At 63.9% G+C, this 12,285-nt stretch carries 6 protein-coding genes and 3 pseudogenes; 6 read left to right on the forward strand and 3 right to left on the reverse strand.

Annotated elements, in window-relative coordinates:
- Nucleotides 1–179 precede the first annotated feature (179 nt).
- The 4 genes and pseudogenes from J8F10_RS03540 to J8F10_RS41075 all read left to right on the forward strand — a co-directional run bounded on the left by J8F10_RS03540 (nucleotide 180) and on the right by J8F10_RS41075 (nucleotide 7,784).
- On the forward strand, nucleotides 180–776 hold the full coding sequence (locus tag J8F10_RS03540; protein WP_210652506.1) for a hypothetical protein: 597 nt from the start codon (nucleotides 180–182) through the stop codon (nucleotides 774–776).
- Between the two features lie 120 nt (nucleotides 777–896).
- Nucleotides 897–6,095: a DEAD/DEAH box helicase family protein gene (locus J8F10_RS03545; protein WP_210652507.1), complete on the forward strand. Its 5,199-nt coding sequence runs from the start codon at nucleotides 897–899 to the stop codon at nucleotides 6,093–6,095.
- Nucleotides 6,096–6,173: 78 nt separating this feature from the next.
- Nucleotides 6,174–6,359 (forward strand): hypothetical protein, encoded by a 186-nt coding sequence (locus J8F10_RS03550; protein ID WP_210652508.1) that lies wholly within the window; start codon nucleotides 6,174–6,176, stop codon nucleotides 6,357–6,359.
- A 97-nt stretch (nucleotides 6,360–6,456) separates the two neighbouring features.
- Nucleotides 6,457–7,784 (forward strand): annotated as a pseudogene (locus J8F10_RS41075) (IS701 family transposase).
- Nucleotides 7,785–7,968: 184 nt separating this feature from the next.
- Here the strand turns inward: J8F10_RS41075 and J8F10_RS41080 are convergent.
- Nucleotides 7,969–8,600, reverse strand: a pseudogene (locus tag J8F10_RS41080) (GP88 family protein).
- A 240-nt stretch (nucleotides 8,601–8,840) separates the two neighbouring features.
- Here J8F10_RS41080 and J8F10_RS03560 point away from each other — a divergent pair.
- Together J8F10_RS03560 and J8F10_RS03565 are read left to right on the forward strand one after the other, a co-directional pair.
- Complete coding sequence (locus tag J8F10_RS03560) at nucleotides 8,841–9,011, forward strand: hypothetical protein (protein WP_210652509.1); 171 nt, start codon at nucleotides 8,841–8,843, stop codon at nucleotides 9,009–9,011.
- 293 nt (nucleotides 9,012–9,304) lie between these two features.
- Nucleotides 9,305–9,628: a hypothetical protein gene (locus J8F10_RS03565; protein WP_210652510.1), complete on the forward strand. Its 324-nt coding sequence runs from the start codon at nucleotides 9,305–9,307 to the stop codon at nucleotides 9,626–9,628.
- Between the two features lie 340 nt (nucleotides 9,629–9,968).
- Here J8F10_RS03565 and J8F10_RS38325 read toward each other — a convergent pair whose 3' ends face one another.
- On the reverse strand, nucleotides 9,969–10,904 hold the full coding sequence (locus J8F10_RS38325) for an IS701 family transposase (RefSeq protein WP_315854062.1): 936 nt from the start codon (nucleotides 10,902–10,904) through the stop codon (nucleotides 9,969–9,971).
- Between the two features lie 258 nt (nucleotides 10,905–11,162).
- Nucleotides 11,163–12,180 (reverse strand): annotated as a pseudogene (locus J8F10_RS40560) (IS701 family transposase).
- Nucleotides 12,181–12,285: the final 105 nt, after the last annotated feature.

Genomic DNA, 12,285 nt, shown 5'->3' on the forward strand with positions numbered 1-12,285 from the left:
CGGTGCCCAGAGGGGTTACCGGATGTCTGCGGAAGGCGGAGTATTGCCTGAGTTTTGAAGTGGTTAGCCGATCCGCACGTTCTTCTTGCCAACGCCTTTCAATTCTGGCACTTCTAGTCGGGCCTGCTCTCGTCCTCTCGGTCGTGGGCAGGCGTTTAACCGAGAGAAAGGATTCGCCCATGGCACGTCGCAAGAAAGCAAAGGAACCCACCGCCGCTGAAACGCCCACCGAGCAACCGCAACCCGTCGCCACCGAACCGGCACCCGTCGAGTCGCCTCGGATCAGCATCCAACCCGAAAACATCGTTCACGCCCCAGCGACGGAGCCTGCCGCAGCCGAGCAATCCCGTTCAGTTGAAGCCGAGCGGCATGCAGCTCACGAAAACGGCCAATCGCCGCACCACGAGCATGCGCACCATTCCCGCCACCCACAGCACCGGGAACCCAGCAAGAGCCACGCGGAAGCAGTGGGCAAGCGCCAGCCGCGCTACAACGAGCAGGGCAAAACCGATTACGTGGTCGGTGTCCGAGTGTTCGAGCACCACGACCCCTACCTGTCCATCATCAAATTCGACGAGAAGCCAAGCGACGCCGTGCGCGGGAAGATGCGCGAGGCGGGGTTCACCTTCCGAAGCGAAAACCGCGAGTGGACGCGCCCGATCAACTTTGAAACCCGCGTTCAGGATCGCGTGCATGCCGACCGCGTGTTCGAGGAAGTGTGCCAAATGACCCGCAAAGAACGCGGAATTACGCACGATTTTGGCGGCGCGTCGTAACCCGGGCATTACCGTACTGAACAGACCGTGATCGCACCCGTGGTCGCGGTCTTTTTCTTGCGCCTGCCGCCAATCCGCCTTACAAACTGTGGCCACAGCAACCCCACGTCCCGTCTCGAGATGCCCCCGAAGCCCAAGAAGAAGTCCGGCCCATCCCTGTTCGACTACCTCGACGACGAACCGCCAGCCACGTTCGCCGAACGTGTCGGGGAGAAACCGCCAGCAGCGACGTTCGCCGAGCGTGTGCGGCCACAGCCGCCGGCAGTCCCCGCGCAGAGCATCCCGCCCGTCGATCCCGTTCCTGAAGTAGTGCGAGGCCCTCCGCTTTCGAGCGGGGAAAAGGGCAAGGCCCGCGACATCATCACGGCGATCAAGACTCTTCACCAGGTCGAGAGGCGCGGCACACCCGCTACACCCGAAGAACGCGAGGCACTTGCCAGATACCCAGGCGTGGGGCCAGTCGCCCTCTCCATCTTCCCGAATCCCGCGAACGGCCAGTACAAGGACGATTCGTGGCGCTCTCTCGGCGAGGAATTGAAAGCACTCCTCACGCCGGACGAGTACGCCTCTGCTCGCCGGACCACATTTAACGCGTTTTACACCTCACCCGCCGTCGTCGACGCGATGCACGCCGCGCTGACGCAGCTCGGAGTGCCGGATGGTGGCCTGGTGTTGGAACCGGGCTGCGGGCCTGGCACGTTCCTGCGGCCCGGCAAGCGGTACATCGGGGTCGAACTCGACAGCATCTCCGCGCGGATCGCGAAGGCGCTGCACCCCAGCCAGGACATCCGCAACGAGGACTTTCAGCAGACCAAGCTGCCCGAACTCGACGCCGTCATCGGGAACGTCCCGTTTGCCGACCTGAAGCTCGACCACCACGGACAGAAGTTCGCGCTCCACGATTACTTCTTCGCCAAGTCAGTTGATGCCCTGAAGCCTGGCGGCGTACTGGCGCTGGTCACGTCGCACTACACCCTGGACAAGCAGAACGCCTCGATCCGAGAGTACCTGGGCGATAAGGCCGACTTCCTCGGGGCGATCCGGCTGCCGTCGGATGCGTTCAAGCGCGAGGGCACGGCGGTCGTTACCGACATCGTGTTCCTGCGGAAGCGGGCACCGGGCGAATCGGCGCACCACGCCGACCCGCAGTGGCTGAAGACCGAGCCCACCGAGATCGACGGTCGCGCGCTACCGATTAACCACTACTTCAAGACGCATCCCGAGATGGTTCTGGGCACGTACTCGGGAAAGGACTCGCTCTACGGCGAGGGGTACAGCGTCCTGTCGCGTGGCGATCTTGCGGAGCAGTTGAAGGCTGCGGTGGGAAGACTGCCCCGTAAGCTTCAAGTATCAGGCCAAACTCTTCAAGTAAGCGGCGTAACTCATCAAGTAGCCCCTTCTTTTGTCCCTCCCTCGCCCGAACGCCACATCACCGAGGGCAGCTTTTTCGTCCACGAGGGGCGCATCCATCAGATGGTCGATGGCACCGCCGCGCCCGTCGTGTATGGGGGCGGGGAGCTGTGGGCCAACGGCGCGCTGGTCGGTCGTCGGATGGGCTCGCTGATCGAACTCCGCGATAACGCTCGCAGGGTGCTTCAGTCACAGAACGAGGGCTGGCCGGAATCGGCCCGCGACGACGCCCGCCGGAAACTGAACGCCGCCTACGACATCTTCAAGTCCGCCTACGGCCCGATCAACAAGACCACTATCTCGGATACCGCGGACGGCACCTCGAACCGCCGGATGCCGAACCTGGTGAAGTTCCGCGAAGACCCGGACGCCATGCTGGTGATGGCCTTGGAGGAATACGACGAACAGACGGGCGAGGCGAAGAAGTCCCCGATCCTGCTCAAGGACGTGGTGGGCAAGACGCCGCCGGTCACGCACGTCGCGACGGCAGAAGAAGGGTTGCTCGTTTCGCTCGACCGCACCGGTGGCGTCGACCTGCTCCTGATCGCGAAGCTTTATGGCAAGCCCGAGGAGAAAGTCGTCGCCGAACTCGGCGATCTGATTTACCTCGACCCCGAATCGAAGCGGTGGGAGACAGCCGACGCGTACCTGTCGGGAAACGTTCGCGCGAAGCTCTCGGCTGCCGAGCGGGCCGGAGCCGCTCGGAACGTTGATGCCCTGAAGACTGTCCAGCCCGAGGACGTGCTGCCGGGTGACATCGACGCCAACCTCGGTGCGCCGTGGGTGCCGGTGAGTGACGTCCAGAAGTTCGCCTCGGAACTCTTCCACGTCGCGCCGTCCTCGATCAGTATCGCCCACATGGCCAAGGACGCGGTGTGGAGCGTGGAGGGAGATTACACGGCCGAGCGGTCCGTAGCCGTCACTTCCGACTACGGCACGTCACGCGCGAGCGGGTTGTGGCTGTTTGAACTCGCGTTGAACATGAAGACGCCCGTGATTTACGACCCGGTTCCGGGCGATCCCGACAAACGAATGGTTAACCAGGAAGAGACGCTGCGAGCGAAGGAGAAGCAGAAGCAGATCAAGGAGCAGTTCCGCTCGTGGGTGTTCGCTGATCCCGACCGTACCGAGCGGCTGGTGCGGACCTACAACGACGCCTTCAACAACCTGCGCCCTCGCCAGTTCGACGGGTCACACCTCGAATTTCCAGGGATGTCCGATGGGGTCAAGTTGCGACCTCACCAGATCGACGCCATCTGGCGCGGGATGTCCGGCGGCAACACGCTGCTCGCACACACGGTTGGTGCAGGCAAAACCATGGTCCAGGCCGCGACGGCGATGAAGCTGCGGCAGGCGGGGCTGGCCAAGAAGCCGCTTATCTGTGTGCCCAATCACATGCTTGAGCAGTTCGGCCGCGAATTCCTCCAACTCTATCCGAACGCGAAGATCCTCATCGCCTCGAAGGAGGACTTTACCAAGGAGCGGCGCAAGGTACTCACCGCGAAGATCGCTTCGGGCGAATGGGACGCGATCATTGTGACCCACTCCAGCTTCGAGCGAATGGGCATGTCGCGGGATTACCAGGAGCGGTTCCTGCGAGAGCAGATCGCCGAGTACGACGAGCTTCTGGCCGACCGGGCGGCGGAAAAGTTCTCGAAGTCCAACCGCAACATGATCAAGACGATCGAGAAGCAGAAAGCGGCGCGCGAGGCCAAACTGAAAGACCTCCTCGCCCGGGACAAGAAGGACGACGGGCTGGTGTTCGACGAACTCGGCGTCGACCACATCATGATCGACGAAGCGCATTACTTCAAAAACATGGAGGTGGCGACCAAGATGGACCGCGTCGCGGGCATCCAGACCGGCGGCTCCGAGCGGGCGTTCGACCTCTACATGAAGTGCCGCTACCTGCACGACCAGCAACCCGGCCACGGCGTTACTTTTGCGACCGGCACCCCGATCAGCAACTCGCTGGTCGAACTCTACACGATGCAACGGTTCCTCGACCCTATCGGACTGAAATCGCGCGGCATCGAGCACTTCGACGCCTGGGCCTCGACTTTCGGCGAGGTCGTTGAGGCGATGGAAATCTCCCCGGACGGCAAGTCCCTGAAGCCCCGCGCCCGGTTCTCGAGGTTCGTGAACCTGCCCGAACTCCAGCAGATGTTCCGCGCGTTCTCCGACGTGCAGACCGCCGAGATGCTGAACCTGCCCCGGCCGAAGCTGGAAGGCGGGAAGCCCCATGTCGTCGCGTGCTCGATGTCCGATGAGCAGGTTGAATTGCAGCAGAAGCTGGTCGAGCGGTATGAGCGCATTCGCAACGGCGGGGTCGATCCCCGCGAGGACAACGCGCTCGCCATCACGACCGACGGGCGGAAGCTGGCGCTGGACGCGCGCATGCTTACCGCCGGTGGCAGGGAGTTCGAGGGCTCGAAGGTCAACCGGATGGTGGAGAACGTTGTCGGCATCTGGCGCAAGACCGCCGTGACCAAGGGCACGCAGATGGTCTTCTGCGACATGGGCGTGAACCCTACCTCGTGGGGGTACTGCCCCTACGACGAGATCGTGGAGAAGCTCTCCGCCCACGGCATCCCGCGCGACCAAATCGCCGTGATGGGTGACGCCGATTCCGATGCCAAAAAGCAGGCGCTGTTCGAGAAGGTCCGCAACGGCGCGGTGCGGGTGCTGATCGGCTCGACGTCGAAGATGGGCACGGGCACCAACGTGCAGAAACGTCTCGCGGCGATGCACCATCTCGATGCACCGTGGAAACCGGCCGAGGTAGAACAGCGTGACGGTCGCATCCTCCGCCAGGGGAACCAGAACGAGGAGGTGGCGATCTACCGCTACGTCACCGAGGGCAGCTTCGACGCGTACATGTGGCAGGCTCTGGAGACGAAGGCGAAATTTATCGGGCAGATCATGACGGGTGAATCCGGCCTCCGGAAGGCCGAGGACGTGGGTGGGCAGGAACTGAGTTACGCTGAGGTGAAGGCCATCGCATCCGGGAACCCCGCCGTGCTCACACTCGCGGAAGCGGACGCCGAATTGCAGCGGCTCGGGGTACTGAAGCGAAACCACGCCGACGAGCAGTACCTCGCGCGGAAGAACCTCCGCGAGCTGCCCCAGACCATCGACCGGACAGAAAAGCGACTTGCGGCACTGGAGACGGACGCGAAAACGCTCGCGGGCGGTGACGCCGGGGTTCTGATCGTGGGAGGCCGGAGCGTGACGCCCCAAGACCCTGCTCTGGCGATCGCCCTGGACCGCATCCCCGAGACAGTGAGCTACACCCGCCGGTTTCCCATCGGAAAGTACCGCGGTCTCACCTTCGGAATCGAGAGCCATCCCGTCGGGGGATCGGACGTGTATCTCGAAGGGCAAGCCTCGCAGACGGGGCTGTTGTCGTCGCACGGCCCCCGCGCCGTGTTGAACGCGCTCGGGCGGGTGGCGGATTCCTACGGAGAACTGATCGACCGGGCCAAGCAGGACCGCGACCTCGCACAGCGGCAGGTTGCGGATTACCAGGCACGGATTGGGCGCGTGTTCACGCATGCGGCCTACATGGAGGAACTCACGGGCCTGCGCGACCGGCTGAAGGTGTCACTCTCGGGCACCCCGGCGGAGGGGGAATCCACGTCGGCGGAGCTGGCGGAGCGGATCAAATCGCTGAAAGCGGGCCACCTCGTGGAAGCGGTGCCTGCCCGCGTCCGCGAGAAGCCCAAAGCAGAACGTCGGCGCGTCGAGCGGATCATACCGGCGGCTGAAGAGGCGAAGCCCGTCGAGGAGCCGAAGCCGGAAGAGACGAAGCCTGCGGACGATAAGCCTGAGGGTGGTCCGGGAACGCATGGAACCGTTCCGGCGTTCGCAGTCCGGGTGAAGAAGCTCCAGCAGCGGTCGCTGTTTTAGGGGGGAGCGTCTTGACCGTGCCGGTGAGCGCGAGATAATTTCCGCTTGGTCTTATCGACGCTGAATTCGGAGCACCCGATGGCCGTTTACGTCATCACTGATTCGCCGGACGTGGAGTGGACGGAAGGGCTTTGGGAGAGCCTGCCGCACTTTTCGTATCGGTACGAGAGCAGCGATGGGAGCCCGACCGCACAAACCGAGTTCGACCGCCGCCGCGAAGAGGGCCTGCCCTCGGTGCTGTCTGTACTTTCCGCGAAGTTATAGGCGGTTGGCGTAAGTTGTGGGGTCGGGGTAGACGAGTGCCGGCCCGTCCGGGAGGATGGCGTTACCACACGACCTCCCGACCCGAACGGACGCGGCCATGCCATCTTCGCATACTCCGGCCCTCGGTGCCACTGGTTTTCAACCCTGGCCAAGGCTCTGGACCCGCGGTCCGGGCGGCGGCTCGCGGTCCTGTTCCTCGGGATCATCCTGACCCGCGGGCGCCGCACCCTCGCGGGTTGGATCCGGGCCGCCGGGCTGTCGCCCCAGTACCGCCGGTGCTACGCCACGGCCGCGGCCGTGGGGCGCCGCACCGAGCGTATCGCCATGCGGTTGTTGGTCGAGGTTCTCAAGCCCATGGTGGCCGGTGCGCTCGGGTGGTGCTGGCCCTCGACGACGACACCCCGACGGAGCGGTACGGGCCCAAGGTTCGAGGGGCCGGGGCACCACAACCCGACACCCGGGCCGGCCGGGGCCCGTTCGTGTACGGGCACGTGTGGGTGGTCCTCGGGTTGTTGGTGGGACACCCCTCGGGGGATTGTGGCCCTCCCCTGTTGGCCCGCCTGTACATCCGCCGCAAAGATCTCGGGGCCATCCCGGGCCGGACCGGCCCGAGTTCGCAACCAAGTTGGTGATGGCCGTGGACCTGGTCCGGTGGGCCCACGGGTGGCTGAAGACGTGGGGCCGGGCCGTGTGGGTGGTGGCCGACGGGGCGTGCGCCAAGGCCCCGGTGCTCAAGGCCCTACTCGCGCTCCGGGTGACCATGGTGAGCCGGCTCCGCAAGGACGCGGCCCTGTGGACGGTGCCCCCGGCCCGCGATCCGAGCGCCCGCGGGCGGCCCCGCGTGTACGGGGAGCAGCGGGTGTCGCTCGCCAAGCGGGCCGGGCACAAGGGCGGGTGGACCACGGGCACGTTCACCCTGTATGGGAAGCCCGTGGAGAAGCGGTACAAGACGTTCGAGGCCACGTGGCGGCCGGCCGGGGCACGATCCGGGTCGTCCTGGTGGACGAACCCAAGGGGTGGGTCGCGTTCTTCTGCACGGACCCCACGGCCTCCGTGGCCGACATCCTGGGCCTGATCGCGGACCGGTTCTCGTTGGAAACCTGTTTTCGAGATCTCAAACAGGTCGCGGGCGCCGGTCACCAGCAGGTACGCGGGGTCGCGTCGAACGTGGGATGCTTCCACCTGTGTGCGTGGTCCCTCACGCTCACCGAGGTGTGGGCCTGGAACCAGAAGGCGGATGAACTGGTGGCCCATCGGGCGGCGGCCCCGTGGGACGATCCGAACCGGCGCCCGAGCCACGCGGACAAGCGCCGGGCCTGGCAACAGGAGCTGCTGGCCGAGGAAATTCAGGCCGTTGTGGGCGAGCACCACGACCCCGCGAGAATCCGCGCCCTCGCGCACCGGTGCCTGGATCTGGCTGCTTAAACGCTATAAGTTCGCGGAAAGTACAGTGCTGTGGAAGTGGGAAAATTACAAGGGGATAGAGATGGACCGGTGCAACATTGCTGCGCCGACGACATAGCAAATCGCGGCTTCGCTCGCACTCGATACGAGATAAAAGGACCGGCCCTGCTTCTGCCCATACGGGTTGAGCGGAGCCGGTCAAAGATCAATCAGGCCAGCAAAACTGGCAAGTAGAACAGGACGTACCCTTCTTCCGACCAGACTCTGTCTCAGTCGGGCAAATCAAGTCGAGCTTGATCCGCTTGTTGTCCTGATACCGCAATGGGTGGTTCAGGAAGATCAGATCCGCAGCCTCGGGCTCTTCGTCAGAATCCATCAGCCACGCGACCCGCACCCCTTCCGGGACGGTCAGCGGGTATCCGGTCTCCTCATCCGCTGAGAACCACACGGAGAGGTTCGGGAGCTTGGCCAGTTCTGCCAACACCTCCAGAATGCCGGGAATTCGCCAGCTCCGGCTGTAAAGCCAGAACTTCGTGTGCGGGCAGTTGGAAACGATTTCCAGCCACTTCGCGCGTATCCAGGGCTATACATGTCACCACTTACGTGGGGACGCACAGCCAGACAGCCTTTGCGATGGATCTCTGCCGTCATGCGACTGGCGAAGTCATCGCGCTTGCTTTGTTCGTAGCACCACTCCAGGCGTTCGATCACCTGGGGAACACGAACCGGCCCCGGCGACAGTAGCAAAGCGATTCGCACCGCTTGCTCCGTCCGGGGCAGGTGACACCGGCGGCACGTCGAAGTGAAACACCGACATACCGAGTTTTTCGTTACCAGCGACCAAGAGCCCTCGTTTGGTTTCCACGGGGAAAGTCCACACGGGTAATCCCGTAGGCGTGTGAAAACACTTCACAAGCCTTTGGGAGAAACCCGGCGAGTTGGCACACAGATTTGAGATTCGCGCAAGCGGTTTATTTGACAGTCGTGCGATTAAATTGATTGAGAATTGGGGCGCGATGCCCTAGGGTGTAAATCACGCAAGGGCAATGAAGCCCGGCGAGACATAGAGGAACGCGTATGAGGAAAGAGTTTGAAATGACCGAGCAAGAGCTTGGCGAATTGCTTGAAGCCTGCAAGCCCACACCAGCAATGCTCCTGGTGGTGGCACGCCTATGGGCGGCACGCCGCAAGAAAATGCTAACCGCGCGTGGCATCGCCTTGGTGAAAAGCTGGGCTTCGACTTCATGACCGTCGAGCCCGTTTCAGGTAAAGGCCAGTGGCATTTCACAGTCATTGTTGTCGAACAGGCAGCATGACCCCGTCCGAACTCCGCTCCCTCGGTGAACCGTTCCCCGGTTGGCAGTCCCGCCCGCGCGCTGCCTCGGCGTGAACTCACGCACCGTGCGGAGCTGGGCTTCGGGGCGGAACCGCATCACCCCGCAGATGGAGAGGCTGATTCGGCAGGAATTTGAAGCTGGTCTGGTGGAGAAGCAGCAGGAGGCGAAATCACATATCGAACAGGCAGATGAGAGGGATACAGAATGATTTTCACCAGTAAACACCGACAGAGATTGATTGATTTAGAATGCGAGATGCGCCTTCTGCAAAGCAACGTGGTACGCCTGAACTGTGAGGCGGGTCGCCACGAATGGATAACTGCGGGCGGCAACACCCCGCGTCCCCACCATTTTGCGTTGCAAGCATTGCTGGACTACTCCGGAGGCAAAAGCATGAATACGGCAGTCGTGTGCGCCCTCGATCAGTCTGAAGCGATGCTTTTAACCTTCCTGATTATGCCCTTGGTGGGGTTCTGCATAACCGGCTGCATGGCATTGGTGATAATGCACTCGGGACTGCAAGCATAAATGGGGCAAGTGGTGTGAGCCAGAGACGCTTGAAACCATCAATCGCGGCAGCTCAGCCAAGATGCTCTTAGGTGTTACGCAGTGCGGTGGTTTGGGAACTGCTCTTTGCGCAACTTCATCACCATTAAGCGGCCAAGTCGAGTAGTCGTTCGGCGGCGACTTGTAATTCGGCCTCGTTGATCCCGGGCCGCAGAACCGCCTGAATTTCGTTCCGCAGTAGCTCACGGCGCCAGGCGCGGCGCTTATCCGCGTGACTCGGTCGCCGTTCCCCGTCGTCCCATGGACTTGCGGCCGGTGCCCGGCCAACGCCTGGCATCCCGATTCCAGGCCCAAGCTTCGGTCATCGTGAGCGCCCACAGGCACACGTGGAACGCCCCGACGTTGGCCCGCACGAGCGCACCTGCTGCTGACCCGCCCCGACAACTTCTTTCAGATCGCGGAACGCGATCTCCAGGCTGAAGCGACTCGCGACACTTCCGAGGATGTCGCCCACCGGCGCGGCGGTGTCGGTGCAGAAGAACGCCACCCACCCGGTGGGCTCGTCCACCAGAACGACGCGAATCGCCCCACCGGCCGGGCGCCAGGTGGCCACGAACGTCTTGTACTTCTTCTCCGTCGGTTTCCCGTACAAGTCGAACGTCCCGGTGGCCCACCCGCGGGTCTGTCCGGCTCGCTTGGCCAACTCGATTCGCTGGTCCCCATAGGTCCGGTTCGGTCCGCGCTGGTGGGGCGCCCGCGGGCCGGGCACGGACCACAGGGCCGAGTCCTTCCTCAGTCGGCTCACCACCGTCACCCCGAGCTCCCGCAGGGGCTTGAGTACCGGGGCCTTGGCGTACGCCCCGTCGGCCACCACCCAGAGGGGCTTGCCCAGGTGCCCGAGCCACGAGGCGGCCCACCGCACCAACTCGACGGCCAGTTCCAGCTTGGTCCGGAACCCGGGCCGGGTCCTCGCCGGGATCCCCGGAAGGTCCTTGCGGCGCACGTACAACCGGGCCAGCAGCGGGAGCGCAACGATGCCCCAAGAGGGGTGCCGGGCCAGGAGCCCGAGGACCACCCACACGTGCCCGTACACGAACGGTCCGCCGGCCGGCCCGGGCGTCGGGTTGTGGTGCACCCCGGCCCCTTGTACCGTTGCCCCGTATCGTTCCGTTGGGGTGTCATCCAGGGCCAACGTGAGCCGTCTGGCCTCCGCCGCCAGGGGCCTCACGACCTCCCGCAGCAGGTGTGACGCCGCGCGGTCGGTCCGGCCCCAAGCGCGGCCACCGTGGTGTAGCACGGGCGATACTCATCGCTCAGCCCGGCGGACCGAATCCAGGTCGTAACGGTGCGCCGGCCCCGAGCCAGAACGGCTCCGACCAGCAACCATGCCAGCCGCGGAGCCGATCGTGGGTCTAACGCCGCCGCGAGAACCGAAAACCAGTGGCACGACGAGGGTAGCGGATGCGATGATGGCATGGCCGCGTCCGTCCGGGGCGAGGGTGGTGTGGTAACCCCATCGTCTCGGACGGGCCGGCGCCTGTCTACACGCTAAGCCTCAGCCGCTCGAATACAGGAAGTCGCGCAAAGTACAGTTTGGGAAGCCAATGTGGGGTCGTGTCAGGTAGTCTCGCACGGCCTCACGAATGATCGCGGTTTTGGCTTCGACCCAACTGATGCCCGTCGCAAAACAATGCGCCTCGAACCGTAGGAACGCGCGCAAGGGCCAACCCGATGTGGTTGCGGCTGGGCGCGGGCCGTTCGGCACTGACACCGCTCGATCCCGGTGCATTGCTTGATCCCCGGTGGTAGTGCTCGATGGCCCAACTGAACTCGGCGAGTTGCACCCGGGTCAGGTCCGTCATCCCCAGATCGTTGGTGGCCCAATACGCGGTGCCCCGTCTGGGGTGGCAATCCCGAATACCTTGACCAACCCGAATCCGGTGAGCCACACGTCCGCCGGTCGCCGCGATGGTCGTGCTCCAGCCGCCCGTGTGCCCTCTCGATCCTTGTTCACGAGCCGGTTCGACTTGAGCCGGGTGAGCCACACCCACCCGCAGTTGCGGATCAGTTTCAGATTGTCCAGGCTGCTGTACCACCCGTCGAACACGACGCCCCGGGGCTTGAAGCCCCGGGCATAGCGCCCCGGATCATGTCCCCGAAGTGGTCGTTCTTGGTGCGCGTCGTCGCGTCGGCTTGTTGTAGATCCGGTAGTCGCACGGGATGTGTCGGTCCCCGTCGGTCCACAGCAGGGACACTAGGTTGATCCCCGAACGACCGCGTGGTGCTTGCCGGACCAGTGCCGGGTGACCAGTTCGATGGCTCGGGCGTAGGGCTTGTCCAGGGTCGAATCGTCCACGACCAGCACCCCGTCGTCGCCGGACCTGGGTTCGTGCTTCGGCCCAAAGGGTGTCGGGATCGGGTTCCACGCGCGCGAGCAGACGGGTAAACGCATCGTGGGCCGGCGGGTCGGGTTGGCTCGGTTGTACCCGAGCTGCCTCCGTACCCGAGTACCCCTTCGGGGTCGCGATCAAGAAGTCGATGTAGTCCTGCGGGAACACCTTGGGCACGCTCATGACACGATCGTAGACCCACACCCACACCCGCGCAAGGCCCAAAATGCCGCACTGCGTAACATCTAGCTCTATCAGATTCGGGTTTGCGAAGGATGCAACCACGCC

The organism is Gemmata palustris, assembly GCF_017939745.1.
Lineage (GTDB): Bacteria > Planctomycetota > Planctomycetia > Gemmatales > Gemmataceae > Gemmata > Gemmata palustris.

Excerpts from the sequence above, each read along its gene's own strand:
- J8F10_RS03540 (WP_210652506.1), top strand. The coding sequence starts at position 180 with ATGGCACGTCGCAAGAAAGCAAAGGAACCCACCGCCGCTGAAACGCCC.
- J8F10_RS03545 (WP_210652507.1), top strand. The coding sequence starts at position 897 with ATGCCCCCGAAGCCCAAGAAGAAGTCCGGCCCATCCCTGTTCGACTAC.
- J8F10_RS03550 (WP_210652508.1), top strand. The coding sequence starts at position 6,174 with ATGGCCGTTTACGTCATCACTGATTCGCCGGACGTGGAGTGGACGGAA.
- J8F10_RS03560 (WP_210652509.1), top strand. The coding sequence starts at position 8,841 with ATGAGGAAAGAGTTTGAAATGACCGAGCAAGAGCTTGGCGAATTGCTT.
- J8F10_RS03565 (WP_210652510.1), top strand. The coding sequence starts at position 9,305 with ATGATTTTCACCAGTAAACACCGACAGAGATTGATTGATTTAGAATGC.